The organism is Phenylobacterium sp. LH3H17, assembly GCF_024298925.1.
Lineage (GTDB): Bacteria > Pseudomonadota > Alphaproteobacteria > Caulobacterales > Caulobacteraceae > Phenylobacterium.
In genome coordinates this window covers 1,396,226-1,422,033 of sequence record NZ_CP101283.1, presented here as the reverse complement: position 1 = coordinate 1,422,033, position 25,808 = coordinate 1,396,226, and the positions used below count along the sequence as shown (strand labels likewise).

The following is a 25,808-nucleotide window of genomic DNA, read 5'->3' as shown; positions in this document are numbered from 1 at the left end:
GGGCTGCGGGTTTGCCGCACCACCGACCAATAACCGGGCTCTAAGCCCGCCCTATGAACTGCGCTAGAACCTGCCCTTCTTTCTGCCCGGTATGCGGACCTCGGGCTCCTTGAAAGGAGGACGACCGTGTGGAGGAACGGTCGTGACTTTCCCATGGTCGGGTGGAGCGAGGTCTTAAGGGATCGACGGGTCGCGGGCCGCTATCCGCCTTACTTCCTGTGCGATCTCTTCAGGCGAAAGAATGAAGTCGACGCAACCGGAGGCGATGGCGCTCTGCGGCATGTCAGGCTGAATAGCCGTCTCGAGCTTCTGGGCGATCGTGATGCCCCCAACGTCCCTTATACCGCACAACGCCGCCGCCCCGTCTCCATCATATCCAGAGACGATGACCGCGATCAGCTGGCCGGACCAGTTCTCAGTCAGTGAGCGCAGAAAGACTGTGATGACGTCAGGCCAACCCCTTGGCTTTGAGATCGGCTCAAGTCGAAACTCGCCGTCGAGGACATGGAGATCACGTTTTTCCGGAATGATGAAAACGCAATTCGGCCGGACGACCAGCCTGTCCGAAATCAACTCCACCGGCATGGGCGTGTAGTTCGGAAGAATATGGTGCAACCGCGTCGCGACGGTCCGGAGGTGATTTACGATGACGATCGCCACGCCTAGGTCGGCGGGCAAGTTTTTCAGGAGGCGTGTGTAAGCGTCGAGACCGCCAGCGGAGCCACCTACACAAACGATGGGGAAGTCTTTAGCCATGGCTGAGCCCATCTCTTAACCGGCAAGATAACCTTGCCGCGACCGCAATGGCTACGACAGATTATCTCGCTTCAAGGAACTGCCCGCGAGGCGTCCATCGATTTCGTAGCTCAATCAGCCTTCTACTGACTGCAGCTTATGGCCCGGGTGCATAAGTCCCGTATTTCCTTCTCGAGCTGTGCGGAGGTGAAGGGCTTGGGGAGGCGGGCTTCTTTGTGCAGTCGCTCTGGCAGGGAATGCTCGCCATAGCTACTCAATAGCAGCATCGGCAAGCCGCGTTTCCGGAGCATATCGGCCACCGGATAGGCATGGCCGCCACGGATGTTGATATCGAGGATCGCGCACTCCAGCGCCGCGTTCGACGCGATATCCAGAGCCTCATCGAGTTCGGCGATCGGGCCGACGACTTCATGACCCATCTCTTCGATTGCGTCCTCGATATCCATTCCAATCAGTGGCTCGTCTTCGACGACAAGCACTCTAAATTTCGTCACGTCGTTGCAAATCCTGAAGCGTCTCCGGATTTAGCGACAAGACGAATGCGACCAATGGTGTCGGTGAGCGGCACGGAAATCTCACATCGAACCCCTGTTTCCAGGAATTCACGGTTCACCTTAGCATTCAGTCCACGAACCAAGCTCAGCTCGATCAGCTTTGTCCCGAAGCCTCGGCGCGAGGGCGGCGCTACAGGCGGGCCGCCGGTTTCCAACCACATGACCTCAAGCTCCGATTCTGCGTCCGTTCCCCTAACGCACCAGGTGACTTCGAGATGCCCCTCCTCGGTCGAGAGGGAGCCATACTTGGCGGAATTGGTCGCTAACTCGTGGACGGCCAAAGCCATGCTCAAGTTGGCGTTTGATGAGAGAATGACATCGTCGCCCGACATCGTGACGTTCGCGCGATGCTCATAAGGGCGTAGCTCCGTCGCGACCAGTTCGCGCAAGGAACCTTCGACGCCGCCGAGTTCGGTCAAGAGCGCATGCGCGCGCGAAATTGCCTGAATCCGCCCCTCGATCTCGGCCCGAGCCGTCTCGACTGTCCCGCCCGCCTTGAGCGTTTGGGTCACCACTGACGAGACCACGGCCAGGATGTTTTTCACCCGGTGATCGAGTTCGGCCATCAGCATCTTGGCCCGCTCTTCCGCGAGTTTTCGCATGGCGATGTCGCGCGCGACGGCCGAGGCTCCAATGATGACGCCTTGCGCATCGCGCATCGGTGAAATGTTCAGGGAGACGTAGATCACCCGGTCGCCCTTAGTGACCCGGCTGATGTCGATGTCGGTGATCGGCTCCCCCTGCCGCAGGCGGGCCAGATTTTCCGGCCATTCGTCGATCTGCACGTCATCCAGCAGGGTCGACATCGGCTGCCCGATCATTTCGCTCGCCGTATAGCCGTAGATCTTCTCCGCGCCGGCGTTCCAGCTTGTGATCGTACCCTCAAGATCGTGGCTGACGATCGCGTCCTCGGACGAAGCGACAATGGCGGCAAGGTGGGCTTGGTCGCGCTCCAGCGTCTTGCGTTCCGAAATGTCGATCAGCGTGATGACGACGCCGTCGATCACATTGTTGAGGTCGCGGTATGGCTTCACACGGACCAGATAGGTCGCGGCGCCATCCTCGGACTCCGCTTCGCGTTCGATCGAACCCAAGTCACGCAGCACCGTGGCGATGTCCTGAGTCAGGGCCGAGCCGGCAAGGCGGGATGAGAAATCGCTGATGAGGCGACCTTCATCCCCTTCACGAACGTTGAAAATCTCGGTGATCGCCGGGGTAAATCTCCGAATATGTGATCCGTTGTCGAGAAATAGTGTCGCGATGGACGTACTGTCGAAGAGGTTGGTGAGGTCGCTATTGGACCGTACAAGACTATCCGCCCGATTATTCAGCTCAGCGTTGACGGTTTGGAGCTCTTCATTGATAGAAGACAGCTCTTCCTTCGAAGTCTCAAGCTCCTCAACCGTCGAGTGCAGTTCCTCGTTGACGGATTGAAACTCCTCGTTGGAGCTCTGCAATTCCTCGTTTGCCGTCTCGAGTTCCTCGGTGATGGTCTGAAGCTTCTCGCGCGCCGCGAGCAGTTCGCCGTGATCGGGATCTACAGAAGCGATGGTGTGATCAGGCTTTTCGAGAACGACTGATGAGGCGGTTGAGTGCAGCTCCTGAAACGCAAGCAGTAGACAGCGCTGCCCCCCAACCGGCTCCGCCATCGGTTCGGCGATGAGGTTTATGGTGTGCGCTTGGCCGGCGACCTGAAAGGTGACGAGCTCCCGGGCCGGCTGTCCCTGCTCAAGGGCTTTGCGAACGAGGTTACGTACGGGCGACCGCAACTAGGCGTGCAGCATCCGAAAGAGGTTCAGGCTGGCGCTACCGCTTACTGGCTGCATGAATTTCTCGACCGGTCCCGAGAACCTCTGAATCTCGTGCTGGCCGTCGAAAACGATATAGGCCGGCGCGTACTGCGCCATCATCCGTGTGGCTTGGGCATCGATGCTGTCGGCATCAGCGCTTCGCGGGGCGGCAGAGGCCGCGATCATTCGGCTGCTTGACCTGGGCCGCGGGATTCCTGCGGCGACGTCGAGCCGCCTGAAAATCCTGCTACTCTTGTCAAACGCTTTAAACAGGCGCCCACTTGCGGCGATTGTCTCAGATGGACCGAGCCAAAGTAGACCATTGGCTTTGAGCCCATAGTGGAAGGTTGACATAACCCGTTGTTGCAGTGGGGATTCAAAATAGATTAGCAAGTTTCGACACGACACCATGTCAAGTCTCGAGAAGGGCGGATCTTTGATGAGATCGTGGGCTGAGAAAACACACATGTCGCGAATGTGTTTAGCGACCCGATATCGTTGACCCTCTTTGCAGAAGTGCTGCTCTAGCCGGACGGCCGTGGTATCCGCCTCAATTGTATCGGTGTAGAGGCCGGCTCGGGCGAACGTGATTGCACGATCATCAATATCGGTGGCGAAGATCGTGACCTTCCGAGGGGATTCCGCTTGCGACAGCGCTTCTCGGAACAGGATGGCGAGGGAATAGGCCTCCTCGCCCGTCGCGCAGCCGGCAACCCACACGCGGATTGGTTCGTCGGCCCCGCCCTTGGCGATCAAATCCGGCAAGACGGTCGCGGCCAAGGCATCAAACATGGCGGGGTCGCGGAAAAAACGGGTCACGCCGATTAGGATTTCCCGGAACAGGAGGTCAGGTTCATTCGGTAGACTGCGTAGCTGGGCGATATATTCCGCGGGGTCCTCGATATGGAGCACCTGCATTCGCCGACGAACGCGACGCATCAGCGTGCTGGACTTGTATTGCGCAAAATCGCGGCCCAGGCGGCTATTCAGCACCGCGCAAATGTTCAACAGGTGATTGACCCGGCCTGGCTCGGCGGTTTCCGCCAAGCCTTGGATCGAATTTTTGGCTTTGAAGTCACGGTACTCCAACAGCCGTGCCGGCATCTCCCGGGGCTGGAGGACGTAGTCGACGAAGCCGCCGGCGGTGGCGCTCTGCGGCATGCCGAACTTTGCGCGGTGGTCGAACGTGGCTTCGCTGAGCGTTAGCCCTCCGCCTTCCTTAATTGCTTCGATCCCGAGCGTCCCGTCGTTCCCAAAGCCCGACAGGATGATCCCGACGGCGTTTTCACCCTGATCTTCGGCCAGCGACACAAGAAAGGTGTCGATGGATAATCGCCGTGCCGTCGGCGTCTCCGGGAGAGCGACACGCAACACGCCCCCCTCGATCTTCAGGATGGCGTTTTGAGGAATGACGGCGACGGTGTTCGGAGCGGCGATGGTTCCGTCGGTGGCCTTCACCACGGGCATCGCAGTGCATTCGCCAATGATTTCGGCCAGGGCGCTTTTGTAGTCCGGGTCCAGATGCTGGACCAACACGAAGGCCATACCGCTATCAGTCGGCATCTCAGAAAAGAACGACCGGAAGGCGTCGAGGCCGCCGGCCGAGGCGCCGATTCCTACGATCAGATGGCGAACACGTCCTGGGTCGCTATCGATCCGACCGCCGCCCGACGGGGCCTTTGCGGCCAACGGGCGAGCCCCCGCAGCTTGGCCGCGTGAAGTTGATCGTGGCTTGGCCATGGCTATCAATCGGCCCGTATTGTTCTCAGCGCAATGACCTCGTTCAGACTGCTCTGAAACGCCCGATCTTTAACAAGGGCTGTCGACTGGAAGCGGACGTCCGCAAGGTCCCACTTGAGCCGAAATCAGTCGTTGAACACATGGTGCGGGCGGCCGGGGTCGAACCGGCACGAGCCTCTCGGCCCTACGGATTTTCGTACCACTTCGGCTTTGGCCGCCGGCTCCGTCGTGAGAAGCCGTTCGTGGTCTGGACTATCCCTTCGCCATAGCCTGAGAAGCCTTAGGCGCCGCCCGTCTAGTCTCTACACCTTCCCCGGGATGGGGCTTGGCTCGGGATCGCCATCTGACAGGGTTCCCCGAATTTGAGCGGTTCTACATCCGGGATTTCCCCCGGCGCACTCAATCGTCGGCTTAAGTCCGTTGCGTCTACCAGTTCCGCCACGCCCGCATTGCCGTGCCGGCTGTATAGCCATCCCGGCTCCGATCTCCAAGGCGCGGGTCAGGCGGCGTGCGCCGCCCTGCCCTCGCGCGCCGGCCGTTTGGCCGGCTTGGGTTTGCGCACGTTGATCGCCGCCGCGTCGAGGCGGTTCTTGATATGCGCGGCGTAGAACCGCTCGATCATCTCGACGCTGGTCCGGCAGTTCTTGGCGATCTGGTAGATGTCGGCGCCTTCCATCAGTCGCATGCAGATGTAGGTGTGCCGAAGGCTGTAGGCGGTGCGCAGAGCGCCATCCCGATCGTGTTTGAGGCCAAGTTCGCCGAGCACGGCATTGAGCAATTCCCGCTGCACTCGGCCAAAGACCAGATCGGTGGGTTGTCCCGCGTTACGCTTCATCACGCGCTGGAACGGCAGCACCGCGCCGGTCATGCTCTTGCAATAGCCGACGCCCCGCTTCCCGCGGACCTCGATCTCCAGGATCCGTTGGCCAGTCGCCTCGTCGACCACGACGGAAACGTCGCGAAATTGAAGCCGCGAAGCTTCATCTGGTCGCAGACCGGTGTTGACCATGAAGAGCACATAGTCGTGGAAGGTCTCGCATTCGCCGCGCCAGCGCTCGCTCTTCGGCGACTTGGCGCGGGCGCGCGTGGCTTCGTAGAGTAGCTTGTACTCCTCCGGCGAGAACCAGGCCCGATGGGTGACTTTCCCGGATGTCATGTAGGGCGTCGACATGTCGGGAAGCGCTTCGATCCAGCCCTTGCGATTGGCCGTCTTCAACACCTGCCGCAGGACGACGATCTCCTTGTGCAGCGTACTTCTTGAGGGCCGCATCGGTTTGCCGTCCCGGTCCAGCCGGGAGGTCATCCGGTGGACGCGGTACTCTTGAATGAGCCCGGCCGTCACACGTTTGATCGGCTTGTCGCCAAAGAAGGGCAGCAGATGCACCCGAAGCTGCAGCGCCTTGCCATCCACATATTTCTCATTGCGTTCGCCAAGCGTCATCACCGGGAATTCTGCGAGGAACACTTCGGCGGCTTGCCGGAAGGTCGGCCCTGAAACCCGACTGGGCGGCGACACCTTCGCGCCGACCACCGCATCCTCGCCGCCGCCGGCCTCGGCCGCGGCACCCCGTCGTCTAAGTCGGTCCTCAGCGTAGAGATCCATGTACCAGTCGCGAGCGAAGGCTTGGGCGAGATGCAGATTTTCGTGCTTCGTCGAGACGCGGTGGTTGTACCCGCTCAGGTATGTGGCGCACTGCCAGAAGCGGCTGTTCGCTCGCCGATAGACGTGAACCTTGCCGTCCACGAGGGTGATTTTCTGGTCAGCCATGCTCTCAACGCCACCTGCGTCGGCCGGATTCTGACCGCGAAAATCTCAACCCTCACGTGAAATTTAACCAACCCACACGTTATGGTCGGCTAGGCGCTGGCTGAACGTTAATCGTCGCGAAAAAGCCTCGCTTTCAAGGCAGTGTGCATCAAAATGTGCAAGGACAATTTAGGTCTAACCTACTGATCTATCAAAAGAATAATCAGACATTTCGTCCGATTTTCCAGCGAAAAGTCCGATTTTGGAGGGCCTTTCCTTGCCTCGACGGCCTCCGCCGGGAATCCAGCCGAATTGTGCTAGCAGTGTGTAAAGGCCAGAATTCCATTACGTTATTGATTTTATTGGACTTTTTTGGCGGCTTTTCGCTTTTAAGTCCGGTGCGTCTACCAGTTCCGCCACGCCCGCTGACCGCCTTGGCTCTATAGCCGCCCGGCGCCGCCAAGGCGACCCGGCCCGGTGTTTGCTCGCTTCAGCCTTCGCGGTCCCGTTCTGATACGGGCCGACGGGGTGACCGGAGGGGAATATGGGCGACCCGATGCTGGCCTACGCCATCGACCAGGCCGACACCGACTGGCGCTGGCGGGTGTTCGACGCCGACGGCGAACTGGTGGCCGGCGGCTTCGCCCCCTCCCGTCCCGAGGCCGAGTCCGCCGCCATCCATGTTTTCGCGGTGGCCCCCCGCCAGCGGCGGGGAACCGCCGGCACGGCCTAGGCCGTCTCGGACGCCTTGGTCTCGGCGGCCTGGGCCTTGGCCGCCATCTTGGCGATCAGGGCGCGGCGCTCCTCCAGCCCGCGATGCAGCTCCACCAGGGTGCGGGCGGCGTGCTCGTTCTTCGAGATCGCGGCCCAGTAGGCCGCAACCTTGGGCGAGCCGGGGATCGGGTTCTCCACCCCCACCGTCGGGATCACGTTCTCCACCAGGAACAGGGCCGGGACCAGGGTGCAGTCGGCCAGGGTCAGCCGCCCCGAGACCGCGAAGCCGTCGGTCCCGATATAGTGCTCCAGCGCCTTGATCCCGCGGAGCACCTGGCCGCTCAGCAGGTCGACGACCCCCTGGTCGCGGGTGGACTTGCGGCCCTGCCCGGCCAGCATGAACATGTTGTTCATCAGGTAGATGTCGGCGATCCGCGAGACCGTGCGGATGGCCGCCGTCTCCCGCGGGGTGGCGCCCAGCAGCCGCGGCGTCGGGTGGGTCTCCTCGATATATTCGCTGATGACCTCCGATTCCGGGATCACGTCCCCGCCCAGGTCCAGCACCGGGATACGCGCCAGCGGCGAGACCTTGTGGAACTCCCCGGTCAGGAAACCTGGCGGCAGTTCGATCTCGATGTCGGAGATCCCCTTGGCGTAGATCTGCATCCGCACCTTGGCGGAATACGGGCTCAAGTCTCCGGAATAGAGCTTCATTTCAAATGCTTCCCTGAAAAACCTTCAGCGCCTCAGGCGTAATTCGCCAGCGCGTTGCCCGAAGCATCGCCCACCCCGCTGCCCCCGTCCACCGGCACGATGGCGCCGTTGACGTAGCGGGCCTGGTCCGACGACAGGAACAGCGCCATGTCGGCGATCTCGTCCTTGGTGCCGTAGCGGCGCATCGGGTTGCGCTCCTTCACCCGCGCCTCGGCCTCCGGCGTGGAGGCCAGCCGCGCCATGCCCTCGGTGTCGGCGATGGGCCCGGGCGAGATGGCGTTCACCCGCACCCCGGCCGGTCCCCACTCCAGGGCCAGGCACTTGGTCAGCATGTTGATCCCGGCCTTGGCGGCGCAGACATGGGCCTGGAACAGGCTGGCGCGCTCGGCCTGTCCCGCGGTGATCGAGATCAGCGAGGCGCCGGGCCGGCGCAGGAACTCGAACGAGGCGCGCAGCACGTTGAAGGTGCCGATCAGGTCGATGTCGACCACGGTCTTGAAGCCGTTGGCGCTCATGCCCAGCGCCGGGGCGACGAAATTCCCCGCCGCGCCCGACAGCACGATGTCGATGGGGCCGAACTCGTCGAAGGTGCGCTTCAGCGCGGCCTCGACGGCGGCGTAGTCGCGCACGTCGGCGGCGATGCCGATGGCGGGCTTGCCGAAGGTGGAGACCTCCTTGGCGGCGGCCTCGATTTTTTCCGGGCTGCGGCTGATCAGCACCACATTGGCCCCGGCCGCGGCGAACCGCTTGGCGATCCCCAGATTGATCCCGCTGGAGCCGCCGGCGACGAAGGCGGTCTTGCCCGCCAGTTGGGTGTCCTGAGCCATGGTGTTCCTCTCCCTTGTTGGAGAGGACCCTAGTCCCCGTGACCCCGGGAGAGGAAGGCTGACGCCACGTCGCCCGGCCTTTCGGCCAATTCCTATCCCTTGGGCAGGGCCGCCACGGCCTCGCGCAGGGCCTTCAGCCGCGCGGCGTCGGCCGGATGGGTCGACAGCACCTCGGGCGGCTGCGGCCGGCTGGCGCTGGTCTCCGCCATCCGCCCGAAGAACCGCAGCGCGCCACCGGGATCCATCCCCGCCTGCTGCATGAGGTCCAGCCCGACGCGGTCGGCCTCCAGCTCGTGCTTGCGCGAATAGGGCAGGATCACCCCGTACATGGCCCCCATGCCCAGGGCGCCGGCGATATCCCCCGCATGCTCGGCGTAGTCGCCGTTGGCCAGCACCGCCTGGACCAGCCCGACCCCCACCTCGACCGCCAATTGCTGGCTGACCCGCTCGGCGGGGTGTCGGGCGATGACATGGCCGATCTCGTGGCCGATCACCGCGCCCAGCTCGTCATCGTCCCTGGTGAACTCCATCAGGCCGCGGAAGGTCCCCACCTTGCCGTTGGGCAGGACGAAGGCGTTGACCTCCGGCCGGTCGAACACCGTGAATTCCCAGGCCAGGTCGGCGCGGCGGCTGGCCTTGGCGAGCTTGGTTCCCACCCGCGCCAGGCGCGCCTGGGACGCCGCGTCGGCCAGCACCGGCGCCTCGGCGCGCACCTGCGCCCAGGCCTGGTCGGCCATCAGGGAGAGCTGGTCGTCGGGCACCGGCGCGAACTGGCGGCGCCCGGTGGCCGCGTTCTCCGAACAGCCGGCGACCAGCACCCCGCAGGTCAGCCCCGCGAGCAGGCCGCGCCGGGTGGCGCAGGCGCAGGTCATTCGCCCGCCTTGGCCGCGGCTTCCCATTCCAGGAACTCCGGGGTGGCCAGCAGCCGGGTCATGTAGGTCCCGCAGCGCCCGTCGTCGCCATAGTCGCTCAGGTGCACGCCATAGGTCCGGAATCGGGTCGCCACCGGGGCGTAGAAGGCGTCGGCTATGCTCCACTCGCCGGCCAGGAACGGTCCGCCCGAGCGGGTCAGCAGCTCCGACCACAGGGCGACGATCCGCCGGATATTCTTCTGGGTGGCCTCCGACAGGGTCGCCACCTTCGGCGCCGTCTCCAGCGCCATCGGGCATTCGCCGCGCAGGGACTGGAATCCCGAATGCATCTCGCTCGCCGCCGCCCGCGCCAGCGCGCGCAAGGCCGGATCGGCCGGCCACAGCCGCGCCGCCGGGAATTTCTCGCCCAGGTATTCGCAGATCGCCAGCGAGTCCCAGACCAGCAGGTCGCCGTCCTTAAGCGCTGGCACCATGCCCGAAGGCGAGTGCGGCAGGATGGCCGCCTCGGTCTGGTGGTCGGCCTGGCGCAGGGCGATCAGGGTCTCGGTGAACGGCGCCCCGGTCCTCTTCAGCGCCAGCCACGGGCGCAGCGACCAGGTCGACCACCGCTTGGTTCCAATCACGAGTTCCATGGCCGCTCCATTTCCTAAGGGTCAGCCTATTGCCCAATGAGGGGGGCGATCGGCTACAGTGGCTTCAACAATAAGAATTCCAGTTCGTCATTTCCGAGGAAACGCTTTCATGACCGAGACCGCCGCACCGTCGGCCGAACCGATTGTTCCCCCCGCCACGTCCACGGTCACCTCCTCTCCGTTTTCGCCTGCCTATACGCGCTACGCGATGTTCCTGCTGCTGGGCATCTACACCATCAATTTCCTCGATCGCGCCGTGATCAATATTCTGGCCGAGCCGATCAAGAACGAACTTCACCTCGCCGATTGGCAGCTCGGCCTGATGAGCGGCCTGGCCTTCGCGATCTTCTACACCGTGCTGGGTATCCCCATCGCCCGCATGGCGGAGCGCAAGAACCGCCCGATGATCATCGGCACCGCGGTGGCGGTCTGGTCGGGCTTCACCGCCCTTTCGGGCGCCGCCAACAGCTTCGTGACCCTGGTCCTCTGCCGCATCGGCGTGGGCGTGGGCGAGGCCGGCTGCACGCCGCCCGCCCACTCGCTCATCGCCGACTACGTGCCCAAGGAAAAGCGCGCCTCGGCGCTGGCCTTCTATTCCATGGGCACGCCTCTGGGCGGCCTCTTGGGCCTTGTCATGGGCGGCCTCGTCGCCGACGCCTACGGCTGGCGCGCCGCCTTCCTGGTGGCGGGGGTCCCCGGCATCCTGTTCGCCTTCCTGTGCTGGTTCACGCTGAAAGAACCTCGCAAGATCATGGCCGCCCACAGCGCCTCGATCGTCGCATCCCAGGCCACCTTCGGTGAGACCCTGAAGTACCTCACCAAGAAGAAGACCTTCTGGCTGATCGCCTTCGGCGCCGCCATCAAGGCCTTCATCGGTTACGGCCATGCCCCCTTCACCGCTTCGTTCTTCATGCGTGTCCACGCCGAGGAAGTCGCCGGGCTGGCGTCGATGTTCAATCTGCAATCGCTGGGCTTCCTCGGCTTGGCGCTGGGCCTCATGGGCGGCACGGCCGGCGCGATCTCGTCGTGGATGGGCGGCCAGATCGCCGACAAGTACGCCAAGAGCGACCTGCGCGGCTATGTGGTGGTCCCCGCCTTCGCCTCGCTGCTCGCGGTTCCGATCTACATCATCGCCGTCAGCGTGCCGTCGGCCAGCGTCGCCCTCTGCATCCTGGTGATCAACGGCCTGCTCGGCTCGCTATGGTACGGCCCGGTCTACGCCATCGGCCAATCCATCGTGCCGCCCCACATGCGAGCCACCACCTCGGCCATCCTGCTCTTCACCATCAACCTGATCGGCCTGGGCCTCGGCCCGCTCGCCGTGGGCATCCTCTCCGACATCATGGCCAACGGCTTCGGCATGGGCTCCGCCCAGGGCGTGCGGTGGGCGCTGATGATCTCGACCTGCTTCGGCGTCCTGGCCTTCGCCCTCTTCTGGATCGCCCGCAAGACGATCCGCGAGGAGATGGTGTCCTAGGACCCTGTGACGGCGGGCCTTCGGGCCCGCCGGCTAGGCCCGCGTCCCGAGCCAGGCGGCCAGGGCGATGAACACGACCGCCCAGAACAGGTGCCGGCGGTTCGGTCGCTCGGTGACGGCGCGATAGAGGTAGATCGCGGCCAGCCACAGGCCGCCTCCCACCGCCAGCCAGCGGCCCGGGCCCTCGTCCACGAACACCGCGCCCAGGATCGCCGCCAGGCCGAGCGCGCGCAGCACAAGCTCCACGCTGGCCGGCATGCGGCGCTGTAGCGGGGTCGGTTGGTCGGGATTCATCGGGAACTCCGGCGGGGGCTGCTGTCGGGCGCAGCATCGCACAGGCGCGGCGTTCGGGCATAAAAACGCCGCCGGTGGGGGCCGGCGGCGCCTCAACGCTTACTGTTCATCGTGCGTGTCAGGCGGCCATCAAAGCCGCGGGACGACGACGACGGAGGGCGGAGCCCGCCAGGCCGAAGCCGGCGATCATCATGGCCCAGGTCGAGGGTTCCGGAATGCCGCCGCCGGTGGGCGGAGGCGTCACCGAGCCGAAGCCGTCGAGATAGACATAGCCCCAGTGGCCGGTCGGCTGACAGTCGGACCCGATCACGGAGAGCAGGAGATCGTGCCCGAGCGCCCCGCCGATCGCCAACTGTTCGATCTGCCAGTCCTTCGTGTAGTAGTTGCCACTGCCGTCGAGCGTGAACCGTGCGTCAACGCCACCGCCGCCAGAGGCCGCATTGTATTCGCGGCGGAGCAGCTCGGTGTTGGCCGTCAGGTCCTTCAGCACGATGATCATCGTCGCGGCGTCGTCGACACCGTGAGCGCCGAGCAGCACCGACTTCCAGGCGAAGAAGATGTTGGCGTCGGTGTAGTTGTTGACCTGTTGTTCGATCAACGAAGCGTAGCCGCCATAGGTGGTGTCTTCCACGCGGTAGCTGTAGTTGCCGCTGTAGACCGTGGAGCCGAGAGCGGCGCCGACGTTCGGGTCGATCGTGCCAGCGCTGATGATCGACGAATGCATACCGCTGCCGGTATTCGCCTTCACGAAGGCCGTCGTCAGGTTCGCGTTGTCGACGCTAGCGCGATAGGTGCTGGAGGATTCAGTCCATCCGGCGGCGGTGCCGGTCTCGAAAGCGCCGTTGACGAAGCCGGCGGCCGAAGCCGATCCAGCAATGCTGACGACGCCTAGCAGCGCCGCGGCGCCACATAGCAGTCTAGTCTTCATGTTAAGCCCCTTACCAAGTTCGCCCTCCACGCAGGTTTCCCCATCGTGGCAGGAATGCGGCAATTGGTCACTGGCCTTAACCTCTTGTCAACACTTTCAACGATTCGCGTTCTCTGATTCCCCGATTCCGAGACTAATTCCCCAGTTGTCCTGCGTCACAAACATGTCATCGCAACACGGGGTTGCCCCCAAGGCGACCGACGATTGACCGCTCATCTGACATTTATCAAGCATCCATAGTCCGTATGCACTACGGCAAGCTCCTACCAGCCACGCTTACTGGCAGATGTAGCTTGCCGGGGTGGTCGCGACTTGGGCGGCGGCGACGGTCTGGGTCGCAGAGCGCAATCCGTTAACCAGCAAGGGTTTCAAGCTTAACCATCTGGGGCGGTCCTTCACAGCAAAGCGCGCTCGCCGCCGCCGCATACTCAACGTGATCTGCTCGCGCCGGGAGACTTGGCTCGGCCGTTAACCATACCGTCGACGGGAACCCGAGTTGCTTCATTCGAGCCCAAGTCGACTCGATCGTTACTCTTGAAGCTCCACCAATTGGAATGGTGGAATTGGTCGCCTGCCGGCGCCGCCGCGCCGCTGGCGTGGACCTGCACCAGATCTGCACGGGGTCGGGTCGCCGCCTGCACGCAGAGCCCCCGCCCGCCTGGACCCGGCGCGGGCAGAACCGGGTCTCCATTCGCCGGGGACCCACCACATGCCGCGCCGCTTGAGCTTCCACATCAAGCTGATCCTCGCCGCCGCCTTGGTGGCGCTGGCCGACCTGCTGTTCCTGGACCGGGGAAAGAGCCTCGGGGGCGCCGTCGGGGCCTTCGCCCTGGCCTGGCTCGCCGCGGCCCTCGTCGCCCATCCCGCCCTGCGGCGCGACGCCCGCGCCCGCACCGCAGCCGCCGTGGCCGCCGCCTTCGGCCTGCTGCTCATCGAGACCTTCACCCTCCTCGGCTGGCTGCTCTACTGCACGGCGCTCGGGGTGGCGGTGCTCTCCCCCCGGGCGGGGCGCCTCGACGACGCCTGGCGCTGGTTCCAGCGGCTGGCCTTCCAAGGCCTGGCCGGCCTGGTAGGGCCTGCCGCCGATTGGCTGGCCCTGCGCAAGGTCCGCCGCCGCTCGCCGCCGCGGCGGCTCACCGCCGGCCTCGGCCTGGTCGCCATGCCCATCCTGGGCGGTCTCGTCTTCTTCGGGCTGTTCGCCTTCGCCAACCCGGTGATCTCCCAGGCTCTGGCGCGCCTCAGCATCCCGCCGCCAAACTTCGGCCGGGGCGTCTTCTGGCTGTTCGTCGCGGTCCCCGTCTGGGGCGCCCTGCGGCCTCGCTTCCTGCGCCGGCCCCTGGCCCTCCCTCGACTCGGGACGACCGAGGCGCCCGGCCTAAGCGCCGCCTCGACCATCCTCTCCCTGGCGGTGTTCAACCTGCTTTTCGCCGGCCAGAACGCCCTGGACCTCGCCTTCCTGTGGAGTGGCGCGCCCCTCCCCGAGGGCGTGACCCTGGCCGAATACGCCCACCGCGGCGCCTACCCGCTGATCGTCACCGCCCTGCTGGCCGGCCTCTTCGTCCTGGTCGCGCTGCGCCCGGGCAGCAGGACCGCCGAGCGTCCCCTGGTCCGCTGGCTGGTGATCGCCTGGATCGCCCAGAACCTGTTCCTGGTCGCCTCGACGATGCTGCGCACCCTGGACTATGTGGAGGCCTATTCCCTGACGCGCCTGCGGATCGCCGCCCTGGCCTGGATGGTGCTGGTGGCCGTCGGGCTGGTCCTGATCTGCTGGCGGATGCTGAAGAACCGGGGCGCGGCCTGGCTGATCAACGCCAATGTCCTCTGCGCCGGCCTGGTCCTGACTCTGGCCAGCATTGTCGACGAGGGCGCCTTGGCCGCTGCCTGGAACGTCCGCCACGCCCGGGAGGTCGGGGGCCGCGGCGCGGAACTCGACCTCTGCTACCTGCGCGGCCTGCAAGGCGCCTCGCTGATCCCGCTCACCGAACTCGCTCAGGCGAAAGCCCTCCCCCCGGCCTTCCGTGATCGCGTCGCCTTCGTGCGCGGCGAACTTGCCGGTGAACTGGACGACCGCCAGTCCCAATGGCGATCCTGGACCTGGCGCGGCCAGCGCCGCCTGGACCGCGCCGAGCGCCTGCTGGCCGCCCGGCCAATCCCCCCCGCCCTGCCCGGCGCGCGCGACGATTGCGGCGTCCTCCAGCCTCCGCCCAAGCCGGTCCAGACGGGGGCTACGCCATTGACCGCGCCTCCGGCAGACTGAACATGCGCCCCATGGACCGCACGATCCTGATCGTCGACGACGACCCGCACATCCGCCAGCTCCTGGCCTTCGCCTTCGCCAAGGCGGGCCTGGCGACCCGCGAGGCGCCGGACGGCGAGGCCGCGCTCGCCGCCGTCGCCGCCGATCCTCCCGACCTGGTGGTGCTCGACATCAACATGCCCCGCCTCAACGGCCTGGACGTCTGCCGCCGCCTGCGCGCCCAGGGCGACCTGCCGATCCTCTTCCTGTCCTCCCGCGACGACGAGATCGACCGGGTGCTGGGCATCGAGCTCGGCGCCGACGACTATGTGGTCAAGCCCTTCAGCCCCCGCGAGGTGGTGGCCCGGGTCCAGGCCATCCTGCGGCGCGCCGGCGCGCCGCGTCCGCCGGCCGAGCCCGACGCCGGCCTCTCCCGCGGCCGCCTGCGGCTTGATCCCGAGAGCTGGAGCGCGTGGTGGGGCGAGGCCGAGGCCCCGCTCACCGTCACCGAGTTCGGCATCCTGCGCGCCCTGGCCTCGGCGCCCACCAAGGTCTTCACCCGCGACGCCATCATCGACCGCCTGCACGGCCCCGGCTTCGCCATCACCGACCGCACCATCGACAGCCACATCCGCAACCTGCGCGCCAAGTTCGCGGGCCTGGGCGGCCATGACGTGATCGAGACCCGCCCCGGCGTCGGCTACCGCCTGGGACCTTGCCGCGGCCCGGCGGCGTGATCGGCGCGCTGAAGGATTTCGCCAAGCGCCATTGGCCCGCCCTGCGCCTGCGCACCATCCTGCTCTCGGTGCTGCTGTTCGCCGCCGCCCTGCCCGGGCTCGGGGCCATCGGCCTGCGGGTCTATGAGAACGCCCTGGTGCGCCAGACCGAGGCCGAGCTGGTGGCCCAGGGCGCGGCCCTGGCCGCGGTGGCCGGCGCCGGCTGGCCGGGCGCACGGCCGCCCACGGCCAACGCCCTTCCCGGCGACCATCACCGGCCCGAGCCCACCAGCATCGACCTCTACGCCTCGCCGATCCTGGCCGAGCGCCCCGCCCCGGCCCCTGGCGCCGCGCCCGACCTCCGCGCCGTGGCCATCGCCGCACGGCTCGCCCCGGTGATCGCCGAGACCACCCGCACGACCCTGGCCTCGGTCATCCTGCTGGACGGCCGGGGCGCCATCGCCGACGCCCGTCCCGGCGGCGGAAGCCTCGCGGCCCTGCCTGAGGTCCAGGCCGCCCTGGCCGGCGCCGCGCGCACCGTCATCCGCCGCAACGGCGACTACCACCCGGTCTATTCCTTCGAATGGCTGAGCCGCGCCTCCGCCGTGCGCCTGCACCACGCCCGCCCGGTGGTCGCGAACGGCCAGGTGGTGGGCGTCATGCTGCTCTCGCGCTCGCCTCGCGCCTTGTTCCGCGGCCTCTACGAGGACCGGGGCAAGATCGCCGTCGGGGTCGCCGGCATCTTCGGCATGCTGATCGTGCTGTCGGGCCTGGTCTCGCGCGGCGTCACCCGGCCGATCGAGGCGCTCAGCGCCGCCTCCCGCGAGGTCGCCGCCGGGCGCGGCGGCATGCCCGCCACGCCGACCACCGCCGCCATCGAGATCCGCGCCCTCTACGAGGACTTCCGCGCCATGAGCGAGGCCATCGACCGCCGGTCGGGCTATCTGCGCGACTTCGCCGCCGCCGTCAGCCATGAGTTCAAGACCCCCCTGGCCGGCATCGGCGGGGCCGTCGAGCTGCTGCAGGACCACGCCGAGACCATGAGCCCGGAGGAGCGTCGCGGCTTCCTGGACAATATCGCCGCCGACAACGCCCGGCTCTCGCGCCTGGTCACCCGCCTGCTGGACCTGGCCCGCGCCGACATGGCCCAGCCCCCGGCCGACGCCGCCCTCGACCTCGCCGCCCCGGTCCGCCGTGTCGCCGACGGCTTCGCGAACGAGGCCTTCGCCGTCCGGATCGACCTGCCGCCCGCCCTGCCCCGGGTGGCCGTCCCAGAGGCGACGCTGGAGACCGTGCTCGCCGCCCTGCTTCAGAACAGCCGCCAGGCCGGCGCCCGCCAGGCGACCCTCGCCGCCACGGTCACCGAGCACTTCGTCACGGTCACCCTCGCCGACGACGGACCCGGCGTCCCCGCCGCCGACCGCGAGCGCCTGTTCGAGCCCTTCTTCACCAGCCGCAGGGCCGAGGGCGGCACGGGCCTGGGCCTGCCCATCGCCCGCTCCCTGCTCGCCGCCAGCCACGGCCGCCTGGAACTCGTCCCCTCACCCGCCGGCGCCCGGTTCGAGATCGTCCTGCCCCGGGTCCAGGCCTGAGCACCTGCACCGCATCTCCACATCGCCGCCGTCACCGCTCCACGCGGCGGCCCCATGCTGTCCCCATGCAAGACGTCCCCGAAGGCTATGAGATCCTGCTGACCGTCCAGGGCCGAACCTGGACCTGGACCCTGCGCCGCCCGGCCGGGATCGCCGCCAGCGGTCAAGCCCCCGACCCCGAGGCCGCCCGCCGCAGCGGCCTCTTCGCCGCCTTCGCGCTCAGCGCCCTGGCCCGCGTCGGCGCGCGGCGGTTCTAGTCGGCCAGCGCGGACCAGATGCTCCCCCTCTGGGGGAGCTGTCGGCGAAGCCGACTGAGGGGGACGTTGACTCGCCTTCGCGCGCTTCAACCCCCTCCGTCTCGTCGCCAAGAGGCGACGATCCACCTCCCCCAAACCGCGCTGCGCGCTTGGGGAGGACCCTGTGTTCAACTCCCAGGGATCGCGGCCATTGCCACCCCGCCCCCCCGCTGTAATCTCCCGCCATGTCGCACCGATCCCTCCGCCGCCTGGCCCTGCGCGCCTTCGCCGCCGCGGCCCTGCTCGCCGCCACCCCGGCCCTCGCCCAGACCCCCCCCGCGCCGCCGCCGGCCGCCACCGTCAAGGTGACCCTCACCACCTCCGAGGGCCCCATCGTCCTGGAACTGCAGAAGGACAAGGCCCCGATCACCACGGCCAACTTCCTCCGCTACGTCGACCAGAAGCGCTATGACGGCGTGACCTTCTACCGGGCGTCCAAGACCCCCAACGCCCCGGAGTTCGGCCTCATCCAGGGCGGCGCACAGAACGATCCGGCCCGGGTGCTGAAGCCTATCGCCCACGAGCCCACCACCAAGACCGGCCTCTCCCACACCGACGGCGCCATCTCCATGGGCCGCTTCGATCCGGGCAGCGCCACCTCCGACTTCTTCATCGTGGTGGGCGACATGACCTATATGGACGCCAACCCCGCCCTGCCCGGCGACAACCTCGGCTTCGCGGTGTTCGGCAAGGTCGTCGACGGCATGGACACCGTCCGCAAGATCCTCGCCGCCCCCACCTCCCCCACCAAGGGCGAGGGCGTCATGAAGGGCGAGATCCTCGCCAAGCCCGTCAAGATCATCACGGCGCGCCGGGCGGGCTAGGCCCGCAATCCTGGAACGTGCCAGATACCGCTCAAGCTTGACCCGAGGGACGCTCGCCTTGAAATCCGTCTGCATCGCCGCCGCGCTCGCGGCCCTGTTCCTCGCGCCCGCCGCCCTGGCCCAGGACGCGCCCAAGCCGGAGACCAAGGCCGAGGCCCCGATCCCGCCGCCCAACGTCTCGGTCACCAGCCACTCAGGCCGGTTCGGCGGCGTCGCCATCGATTATGTGGCCACCACCGGCGAGACCTACCTCACCGACAAGGACGGCAAGCCCACCGCGGCGATCTTCTCGACCTCCTACGTCAAGGCCGGCAAGCCTGACCCAAACCGCCCCGTCACCTTCCTGTTCAACGGCGGCCCCGGCTCCGGCTCGGTGTGGCTGCACATGGGCGCCTTCGGGCCCAAGCGCGTGGTGGTGCCCTCCGACGCCAAGGACGACGCGGCCCCGCCCTATCCCATCGTCGACAATCCGATGAGCCTGCTCGACGTCACCGACATCGTCTTCATCGATCCGGTCGGCACCGGCTTCTCCAAGGCGCTCGGCAAGACCGACCCGAAGGAGTTCTGGGGCCTCACCGCCGACGCCCGCTCGGTGGCCCAGTTCATCCGCATCTGGCTGCGCGAGAACGGCCGCTGGAATTCGCCCAAATACCTGGGCGGAGAGAGCTACGGCACCACTCGGTCGGCCGCCGTGGTCGACCAGTTGGAGGGCGCCTACAACGACGTCTCGCTGAACGGAATCCTCCTGATCTCGACCATCCTCGACTTCGGCGCCCAGGCCGAGTCCCCCGGCAACGAGATGGCCTACGTGGTGACCCTGCCCTCGATGGCGGCCACCGCCTGGTATCACGGCAAGCTGGCCGACAAGCCCCCCGGCGTAGAGGCCTTCGTCGAGGAGGCCCGCGCCTTCGCCGTCGGCGAGTACGCCGGCGCCCTGCTCAAGGGCAATCGCCTGAAGGACCCGGAGCGCGCCGCCGTCAGAGCCAAGCTCTCGCGCTTCACCGGCCTGTCGGAGGCCTATCTCGACCGCGCCGAGCTGCGCGTGACGGCCGGGCGCTTCTACAAGGAGCTGCTGCGCGACCGCGGCCTGACCGTGGGTCGGCTCGATAGCCGCTACACCGGCGTCGACTACGACAGCGCCGGCGAGGAGCCCGACAACGATCCCAGCTTCTACGGCATCGACGGCGCCTATACCGCGGCCATCAACGACTATGTCCGCCGCGACCTGAAGCTGAAGATGGACCGGGAATACGTCACCATCGGCCCGGTCGGCCCCTGGGACTGGCGGATGGGCGGCGACCGAGACCTGGACGCCTATCTCAACGTCACGCCCTACATCGCCAAGGCCATGCGCGAGAACAGCAGCCTGCGCGTCTTCGTCGGCCAGGGGTGGTACGACTTTGCCACCCCCTTCTTCGGCGCGGAATACGCCCTGTCGCGCACCGGCGTTCCCGCCGACCGCGTCTCGTTCCGCTACTACGACGCCGGCCACATGATGTACGTGCGCGAGGCAGACCTGGCCAAGCTCTCCACCGACATCCGCGCCTTCATCCGCGCCGGCGCTAAGTAGGGGCCGCACACGGCGCCGCTCCTCGCCTGCCCCGTCTGCGCCCAGCCGCTCGCGCGGGAGGGGGCCGCCTTCCGCTGCGAGGCGGGCCACGCCTATGACGTCGCGCGCTCGGGCTATGTGAACCTGCTGCTGGCCAACCAGCGCCGCTCGAAGGACCCCGGCGACGACAAGGCCATGATGGCCGCGCGCGCCGCTTTCCTCGACGCCGGCTGGTACGCCCCGGTGGCCGACGCCCTGGCCGACGCCGTCCTCGCCGACCCGACCGCCCGGCGCATCGTCGATGTGGGCTGCGGCGAGGGCCACTACCTGCGCCGCCTGGCCGAGCGGGCCGACCGGCCCCTCGACCGCCACGGCCTCGACATCTCCCGCCACGCCGTCGAGGCGGCCGCCAGGCGCGATCCGGCCGGCCTCTACGCCGTGGCCGGCGCTCACCGCCTACCGCTCATCACCGGCGCCGTCGACGCGCTCGTCTCCCACTTCGCGCCGCTGGAGATCGCCGAGGCCCACCGGGCCCTGCGCCCCGCCGGCCGGCTGATCGTCGGCGCCGCCGGGCCGCGCCACCTCTTCGGCCTGCGGACCCTGATCTACGAGACCCCCACCGAGCATCCGGGCGTCCCGCCGCTCACCGAGGGCTTCGCGCTCATCGCCGAGGCCCGCGTCCGCTACGACCTCGAACTCCGCGACGCCGCGGCCATCGCCGCCCTGATCGGCATGACCCCCTACGCCTGGGCCGCCGACGCCCGCGAGCGCCTCGCCGGCCTCGACCACCTCGAAACCGAGGTCGACGTCATCATCCGCACCTATGAAAGACTCCCCTAGATGCTCCCCCACTGGGGGAGCTCCCGGCCGCATGGCCGGGTGAGGGGGACTTTGACCAATGACGGTGCGCTTCAACCCCCTCCGGCTCTCCGCTTCGCTCCGATCCACCTCCCCCAGACCGCGCTTCGCGCTGGGGGAGGATCTGGTCACCACCAACCTAGATGCCCACTGGGGGAGCTGGCGGCGAAGCCGACTGAGGGGGACTTTGACTCCTTGCTGCATTAGAAGGTCGGTCCGCCCACCGACCTGAGATCCCATGGCCTGGACCCGCCTCTATGACGAACCCGAGCCCCAGCGCGTAAACCGCTGGCTCGCGCAGAACGGCGTCTGCTCGCGCCGTGAGGCCGAGGGCCTGATCGCACAGGGCCTGGTCTCCATCGACGGCCAGCGGGTCGACGACGTCGGCCGCAAGATCGAGCCCGGCCAGACCCTCACCCTGGCCGACGTCGCCCAGGCGGCGCTGGAATCCTCGATGACGGTGATCGTCCACAAGCCTGTGGGGGTGGTCTCCTCCCAGCCCGACCCGGGCCAGGTCCCCGCCGTGCGCCTGCTGACCCGCGAGGCGCTCTACGGCCCGGCGGCGACCATCCCCGACTGGGATTCCCGCCTCGCCCCCGTGGGCCGCCTGGACATGGACTCGCGCGGCCTGCTGATCCTCTCCGAGGACGGGGTGGTGGCCAAGGCGGTCATCGGCCCCGACTCCAACCTGGAGAAGGAATACATGGTCCGGGTCACCGGCCAGATCACCGAGAAGAAGCTGACCATGCTGCGCCACGGCCTGCAGCTCGACGGCCGCCAGCTCCGCTACGCCAAGGTCAAGGTGGTGGAGGGCCAGCTCCTGCGCTTCGTGCTCAAGGAAGGCCGCAACCGCCAGATCCGCCGGATGTGCGAGATGGTCGAGCTCAATGTCGTCGACCTGTTCCGCGTCCGCATCGGGACCCTGCGCCTGGCCGACCTTCCCGAGGGCCGCTGGCGACACATCACCCCGGCCGAGCGCACCGCCTTGATCAGCCCGCCCCAGCGCGCGCCCGCCACAACCTGAGCTGGCCTGCAGCCTGTGGGTGCGGCAGCGGGCCGCAGGCCCGTTCATCATTTCAGAAGCCCCTGGAGTCACCCTCGACATCCGGCGCGCAGCGTCCCGGATTTGAGCGCAGGACAGTACCTTGACGACGACCTCGGAACCCGCGGATGGCCTGATCGCCTCGCCCGGGCTTTGCCAGACCCTGATCCAGTCCAGCCCCGACGCCATCACCACCCTCACCCTCTGCGGCGCGCTGGAGTCCATGAACGACAGCGGGCTGCGTCTGTTGGAGATCGCCGATCTGTCGCGCGTGGCGGGCTGCGAATGGGCCGCCCTCTGGCCCGCCGACATGCGGGCGCGGATCCGCGCCGCGGTCGCCCGGGCCCGCACTGGCCCCACCGCCCGTTTCCGGGCCAGCCGCCCGGCCGCCGACGGCGGGCTCCGCTGGTGGGACGTCATCATGTCCGCGGTTCACGACGCATCCGGCGCGCCCTGCCGCCTCGCCGCGGTCTGCCGCGACATCACCGAGTTCCAGGCCGCCTTCGAGGCTGTCGCCGCCGACGAGGCGCGCTTCCGGCTGATGGCGGAGAACACCACCGACATCATCGTCCGCACCGACACCACCGGCATCGTGCGGTACGTCTCGCCGTCCTGCCGGGCCTACGGCTACGAGCCTGGCGAGTTGATCGGCCATGCGCCCTTCGAGTATGTTCATCCCGAGGACCTCACACGCTTCACGGCCAACAGCGCGCCGCTGCTCGCCGGCGGCGTCATCGACCAGAACGCCGATCGGGTGCATCGTTTCCGCACCAAGGCCGGCGAGTGGGTCTGGCTGGAGGGCCGGCCGCGGATCATCCGCGACGCCGAGGGCGACGCCGTCGAGATCCTCAATGTGTTCCGTGACGTCACCGAGCGTAAGGCCCAGGAGGCGCTGTTCGAGAACGCCTTCCGCCACGCGGCGATCGGCATGGCCCTGGTCGGCCTCGACGGAAGCTTCCTGAAGATCAACAGCGCCTTCTGCGACATCGTCGGTTACGCCGAGCCGGCGATGCTGGGGCTCGACTTCCAGACCATCACCCATCCGGACGATCTCGAGGCCGACCTCGACCTGCTGGAACGCCTGCTGGCCGGCGAGATCCCCGGCTACCAGATGGACAAGCGCTACCTGCGGGCCGACGGCGGTATCGTCTGGGTGCGGCTCTCTGTGTCGCTGGTGCTGGAGACCGACGGCCGGCCGAAGTATTTCGTCGCCCAGGTCCAGGACCAGACCGCCTACCGCCAGGCCGAGGACCGCTACAGGTTGCTCGCCGAGGCGGCCACCGACGTGGTGGTGAAGATCGACCTCGCCAACGTCATCCAGTACGTCTCGCCCTCGGTCCGCCGCTACGGCCACGCGCCCGACAAGATGGTCGGCCAGTCGGGCGCGCTCTTCATCCACCCGGACGACGTCCCGAAGGTTGCGGCCAATATCGGCCTCATGGTGGCCGGCTCCCCGGTCGAGGCTGCGGCCGACCGCAGCTACCGCATCCGCACCGCCGATGGTGACTACGCATGGGTCGAGGGGAGTTCCAGCCTCATCCGGGATGACGCCGGGGCGCCCATGGCCGTGGTGTCCCAGCTGCGCGACATCTCCGAACGGCGGGCGGCGATGGCGACGCTCGAGCAGAAGACGCTGGACCTGGAGGCCGTCCAGTCCGTCGCCCTGACGGCCAACAAGCTGATGAGGGCGGCCGAGGCGATCGCCAAGCTGGGCTACTGGACCTGGGACCTCGCCACCGGGGAGACCGTCTGGTCCGACGAGATCTGGCGCGTTCTCGACATCGAGCCCGGCGACGAGGCGCTCAGCTTCGAGCGAATCCAGGAGCTGCGGCATCCGGACGACCGCGACCGCGCCACCGAGATATTCCACGCGGCCATGGTCAGCGGCGAGGAGTTCAACGACGACTACCGCATCGTCCTGCCGAGCGGCGAGATCCGCCACATCCTGTCGCGTGGACGCTTCACCCTGGAGAATGGCCGGACGCGGAGCGCCTTCGGCGTTCTGATGGACATCACCCATCTGAAGCGGGCGGAGGCGGCGGTCCACGAAAGCACCGCGCGCTATCGCCTGATCGCCGAAAACAGCACCGACATGATCGTCACCACCGACGTCACCGGCAGGATGACCTTCGTCACCCCTTCATGCCTCGAGGTCACCGGCCACCCGCCCGAGGAATTGCTCGGCAGACGGACGGTCGACTTCACCCACCCCGACGACATGGCGCAGGTGACCCAGACCTTCACCGATCTGGCCAATGGCGTCACCGGCCAGCGCGTGCGCTGGCGGGGCAAGCACAAGTCGGACGGCCGCTGGGTCTGGCTGGAGTCCAACCCCGCCCTGCTCGGCTCCGGGCTGGACTCCGAATACGGCTTCTTCGTCGACGTGATCCGCGACGTCACCGCCCAGGTCGCTCAGGAAGAGGCCCTGGCCCAGGCCACCGTCGCCGCCGAGGCGGCCACGGCGGTGAAGTCGGAATTCCTCGCCAATATGAGCCACGAGATCCGCACGCCGCTCACCGCGGTGATCGGCTTCACGGGCCTGCTCGCCGAGCGCCAGGACCTGGACGACGACGCGCGCACCCAGGTCCAGCGGGTGGTCTCGGCCAGCCGCGCCCTGCTCTCCATCGTCAACGACATCCTGGACTTCTCCAAGCTGGAGGCGGGCCAGTACGAGATCGTGCCCAGGCCGACCTCCCCGATCGAATGCGCCCGCGCCGCCCTGCTGATGTTCGAGCCCCAGGCCGACGCCAAGGGCCTGGTCCTGGAGTTCGTCGCCGAGGGCGAACCCCCGGCCGCCGTCGCCCTCGATCCCGACCGCTTCCGGCAGATCCTGCTCAACCTGGTGGGCAACGCCATCAAGTTCACCGAGCGCGGCTCGGTCCGCCTGCGCCTCCGCTACGAGGCCGCCCGTCTTCATGTCAGCGTCGAGGACACCGGCGCCGGCCTCACCGTCGGCCAGCGCCGCCACCTCTTCCAGCGCTTCTCCCAGGTCGACGCCTCGTCCACTCGCCGCCATGGGGGCACCGGCCTGGGCCTGGCCATCTGCAAGGGCCTCGTGGAGGCCATGGGCGGCGAGATCGGCGTCCGCTCGCGGCCCGGCCGCGGTTCGACCTTCTTCTTCAGCATCGACGCCCCCGAGGCCGTGGCCGCTATCGAGCCCGGCGAGGCCGATACCGAGGCCTTCTCGCTCGACGGCGTCCGCGTCCTGGTGGTCGATGACAACGCGCTCAACCGCGAACTGGCCCGCGCCATCCTGCAGCACCTGAACGCCGAGGTCTCCGACGCCGCCGACGGCCTGGCCGGCCTCCAGGCGGCCCAGGCCCTGCCCTACGACGTCATCCTGCTGGACATCCGCATGCCCGGGCTCGACGGCCCGGCGACGCTGGCCCGCATCCGCGCCGAGCCGGGGCCGAACCAGGATGTCCCCGTCCTCGCCTTCTCCGCCGACGCCGAACTGGAACGCTTCACGCGGCTCGGCTTCGACGGCGTCGTCGCCAAGCCGATCGACCCGATGACCCTGATCACCGCCATCGCCGCGGCGCTCCGGTGGGATGGCGAGGCCGGGCAAAACGACGATACGCGGGTCGCCTGAGGCGTCGCGCCGTCGCATCCCGCCGCGCTCCGGTTCACGTATTTTGAAGGTCTGCGGG

The 25,808-nt window shown here is 67.3% G+C and carries 22 protein-coding genes and 1 pseudogene; 12 read left to right on the top strand and 11 right to left on the bottom strand.

Features of this window, described 5'->3' with window-relative positions; genetic code table 11:
• Positions 1–174: 174 nt before the first annotated feature.
• From M9M90_RS06875 to M9M90_RS06855, 5 genes are all read right to left on the bottom strand, one after another.
• A complete protein-coding gene (locus M9M90_RS06875; protein WP_254836423.1) occupies positions 175–756 on the bottom strand; it encodes a chemotaxis protein CheB in 582 nt (193 codons plus the stop codon).
• A 122-nt stretch (positions 757–878) separates the two neighbouring features.
• Complete coding sequence (locus M9M90_RS06870; RefSeq protein WP_254836422.1) at positions 879–1,235, bottom strand: response regulator; 357 nt, start codon at positions 1,233–1,235, stop codon at positions 879–881.
• 11 nt (positions 1,236–1,246) lie between these two features.
• Entirely contained in the window at positions 1,247–3,079 is a 1,833-nt protein-coding gene (locus M9M90_RS06865; protein ID WP_254836421.1) for a PAS domain S-box protein, read from the bottom strand.
• Complete coding sequence (locus tag M9M90_RS06860) at positions 3,080–4,789, bottom strand: CheR family methyltransferase (protein WP_254836420.1); 1,710 nt, start codon at positions 4,787–4,789, stop codon at positions 3,080–3,082.
• Positions 4,790–5,339: 550 nt separating this feature from the next.
• Positions 5,340–6,608, bottom strand: coding sequence for a site-specific integrase (locus tag M9M90_RS06855; RefSeq protein ID WP_254836419.1), 1,269 nt, complete (start codon positions 6,606–6,608; stop codon positions 5,340–5,342).
• A 523-nt stretch (positions 6,609–7,131) separates the two neighbouring features.
• On the opposite strand from M9M90_RS06855, the gene M9M90_RS06850 reads away from it, so the two are divergent.
• Positions 7,132–7,320, top strand: a complete 189-nt coding sequence (locus M9M90_RS06850) for a hypothetical protein (protein ID WP_254836418.1) — start codon at positions 7,132–7,134, stop codon at positions 7,318–7,320.
• Here the strand turns inward: M9M90_RS06850 and M9M90_RS06845 are convergent.
• From M9M90_RS06845 to M9M90_RS06830, 4 genes are all read right to left on the bottom strand, one after another.
• Positions 7,317–8,015: a glutathione S-transferase family protein gene (locus tag M9M90_RS06845; RefSeq protein ID WP_254836417.1), complete on the bottom strand. Its 699-nt coding sequence runs from the start codon at positions 8,013–8,015 to the stop codon at positions 7,317–7,319. The two genes, M9M90_RS06850 and M9M90_RS06845, sit on opposite strands and share 4 nt — an antisense overlap.
• Before the next feature lie 32 nt (positions 8,016–8,047).
• Positions 8,048–8,842 carry an SDR family oxidoreductase gene (locus M9M90_RS06840; protein WP_254836416.1) on the bottom strand — a complete coding sequence of 265 codons (795 nt, stop codon included), beginning with the start codon at positions 8,840–8,842 and terminating at the stop codon, positions 8,048–8,050.
• Between the two features lie 92 nt (positions 8,843–8,934).
• A complete protein-coding gene (locus tag M9M90_RS06835) occupies positions 8,935–9,714 on the bottom strand; it encodes a M48 family metallopeptidase (RefSeq protein WP_254836415.1) in 780 nt (259 codons plus the stop codon).
• The gene (locus M9M90_RS06830; RefSeq protein ID WP_254836414.1) at positions 9,711–10,346 is read right to left on the bottom strand and encodes a glutathione S-transferase family protein; all 636 of its coding nucleotides are present in this window, start codon (positions 10,344–10,346) and stop codon (positions 9,711–9,713) included. The genes M9M90_RS06835 and M9M90_RS06830 overlap by 4 nt, the downstream gene beginning before the upstream one ends.
• A 109-nt stretch (positions 10,347–10,455) precedes the next feature.
• Here M9M90_RS06830 and M9M90_RS06825 point away from each other — a divergent pair, with 109 nt between their 5' ends.
• Complete coding sequence (locus M9M90_RS06825) at positions 10,456–11,823, top strand: MFS transporter (RefSeq protein WP_254836413.1); 1,368 nt, start codon at positions 10,456–10,458, stop codon at positions 11,821–11,823.
• A 33-nt stretch (positions 11,824–11,856) separates the two neighbouring features.
• Here the strand turns inward: M9M90_RS06825 and M9M90_RS06820 are convergent, their stop codons facing one another.
• Together M9M90_RS06820 and M9M90_RS06815 are read right to left on the bottom strand one after the other, a co-directional pair.
• Positions 11,857–12,117 (bottom strand): hypothetical protein, encoded by a 261-nt coding sequence (locus M9M90_RS06820; protein WP_254836412.1) that lies wholly within the window; start codon positions 12,115–12,117, stop codon positions 11,857–11,859.
• Positions 12,118–12,235: 118 nt separating this feature from the next.
• Positions 12,236–13,045: a PEPxxWA-CTERM sorting domain-containing protein gene (locus tag M9M90_RS06815; RefSeq protein ID WP_254836411.1), complete on the bottom strand. Its 810-nt coding sequence runs from the start codon at positions 13,043–13,045 to the stop codon at positions 12,236–12,238.
• 709 nt (positions 13,046–13,754) lie between these two features.
• Here M9M90_RS06815 and M9M90_RS06810 point away from each other — a divergent pair.
• From M9M90_RS06810 to M9M90_RS06770, 10 genes and pseudogenes are all read left to right on the top strand, one after another.
• Positions 13,755–15,302, top strand: coding sequence for a DUF4153 domain-containing protein (locus M9M90_RS06810; protein ID WP_254836410.1), 1,548 nt, complete (start codon positions 13,755–13,757; stop codon positions 15,300–15,302).
• Between the two features lie 11 nt (positions 15,303–15,313).
• Positions 15,314–16,018, top strand: coding sequence for a response regulator transcription factor (locus tag M9M90_RS06805; RefSeq protein ID WP_254836409.1), 705 nt, complete (start codon positions 15,314–15,316; stop codon positions 16,016–16,018).
• Positions 16,015–17,589, top strand: coding sequence for a HAMP domain-containing sensor histidine kinase (locus tag M9M90_RS06800; protein ID WP_254836408.1), 1,575 nt, complete (start codon positions 16,015–16,017; stop codon positions 17,587–17,589). The genes M9M90_RS06805 and M9M90_RS06800 overlap by 4 nt, the downstream gene beginning before the upstream one ends.
• Before the next feature lie 65 nt (positions 17,590–17,654).
• Positions 17,655–17,846: a hypothetical protein gene (locus M9M90_RS06795; RefSeq protein WP_254836407.1), complete on the top strand. Its 192-nt coding sequence runs from the start codon at positions 17,655–17,657 to the stop codon at positions 17,844–17,846.
• Between the two features lie 224 nt (positions 17,847–18,070).
• A complete protein-coding gene (locus tag M9M90_RS06790; protein WP_254836406.1) occupies positions 18,071–18,709 on the top strand; it encodes a peptidylprolyl isomerase in 639 nt (212 codons plus the stop codon).
• Between the two features lie 58 nt (positions 18,710–18,767).
• Complete coding sequence (locus M9M90_RS06785) at positions 18,768–20,279, top strand: S10 family peptidase (RefSeq protein WP_254836405.1); 1,512 nt, start codon at positions 18,768–18,770, stop codon at positions 20,277–20,279.
• Positions 20,280–20,315: 36 nt separating this feature from the next.
• Positions 20,316–20,420: pseudogene (locus M9M90_RS21270) on the top strand (putative RNA methyltransferase); the annotation flags it as partial.
• Between the two features lie 33 nt (positions 20,421–20,453).
• On the top strand, positions 20,454–21,098 hold the full coding sequence (locus M9M90_RS06780; protein WP_371876923.1) for a methyltransferase domain-containing protein: 645 nt from the start codon (positions 20,454–20,456) through the stop codon (positions 21,096–21,098).
• 256 nt (positions 21,099–21,354) lie between these two features.
• Positions 21,355–22,140: a pseudouridine synthase gene (locus M9M90_RS06775; protein WP_254836403.1), complete on the top strand. Its 786-nt coding sequence runs from the start codon at positions 21,355–21,357 to the stop codon at positions 22,138–22,140.
• A 121-nt stretch (positions 22,141–22,261) separates the two neighbouring features.
• The gene (locus tag M9M90_RS06770; protein WP_254836402.1) at positions 22,262–25,750 is read left to right on the top strand and encodes a PAS domain S-box protein; all 3,489 of its coding nucleotides are present in this window, start codon (positions 22,262–22,264) and stop codon (positions 25,748–25,750) included.
• Positions 25,751–25,808: the final 58 nt, after the last annotated feature.

Coding starts and splice junctions, on each gene's coding strand:
- M9M90_RS06875 (WP_254836423.1), bottom strand. CDS start 756: ATGGCTAAAGACTTCCCCATCGTTTGTGTAGGTGGCTCCGCTGGCGGT.
- M9M90_RS06855 (WP_254836419.1), bottom strand. CDS start 6,608: ATGGCTGACCAGAAAATCACCCTCGTGGACGGCAAGGTTCACGTCTAT.
- M9M90_RS06850 (WP_254836418.1), top strand. CDS start 7,132: ATGGGCGACCCGATGCTGGCCTACGCCATCGACCAGGCCGACACCGAC.
- M9M90_RS06845 (WP_254836417.1), bottom strand. CDS start 8,015: ATGAAGCTCTATTCCGGAGACTTGAGCCCGTATTCCGCCAAGGTGCGG.
- M9M90_RS06840 (WP_254836416.1), bottom strand. CDS start 8,842: ATGGCTCAGGACACCCAACTGGCGGGCAAGACCGCCTTCGTCGCCGGC.
- M9M90_RS06835 (WP_254836415.1), bottom strand. CDS start 9,714: ATGACCTGCGCCTGCGCCACCCGGCGCGGCCTGCTCGCGGGGCTGACC.
- M9M90_RS06830 (WP_254836414.1), bottom strand. CDS start 10,346: ATGGAACTCGTGATTGGAACCAAGCGGTGGTCGACCTGGTCGCTGCGC.
- M9M90_RS06825 (WP_254836413.1), top strand. CDS start 10,456: ATGACCGAGACCGCCGCACCGTCGGCCGAACCGATTGTTCCCCCCGCC.
- M9M90_RS06820 (WP_254836412.1), bottom strand. CDS start 12,117: ATGAATCCCGACCAACCGACCCCGCTACAGCGCCGCATGCCGGCCAGC.
- M9M90_RS06815 (WP_254836411.1), bottom strand. CDS start 13,045: ATGAAGACTAGACTGCTATGTGGCGCCGCGGCGCTGCTAGGCGTCGTC.
- M9M90_RS06810 (WP_254836410.1), top strand. CDS start 13,755: ATGCCGCGCCGCTTGAGCTTCCACATCAAGCTGATCCTCGCCGCCGCC.
- M9M90_RS06805 (WP_254836409.1), top strand. CDS start 15,314: ATGGACCGCACGATCCTGATCGTCGACGACGACCCGCACATCCGCCAG.
- M9M90_RS06795 (WP_254836407.1), top strand. CDS start 17,655: ATGCAAGACGTCCCCGAAGGCTATGAGATCCTGCTGACCGTCCAGGGC.
- M9M90_RS06790 (WP_254836406.1), top strand. CDS start 18,071: ATGTCGCACCGATCCCTCCGCCGCCTGGCCCTGCGCGCCTTCGCCGCC.
- M9M90_RS06780 (WP_371876923.1), top strand. CDS start 20,454: ATGATGGCCGCGCGCGCCGCTTTCCTCGACGCCGGCTGGTACGCCCCG.
- M9M90_RS06775 (WP_254836403.1), top strand. CDS start 21,355: ATGGCCTGGACCCGCCTCTATGACGAACCCGAGCCCCAGCGCGTAAAC.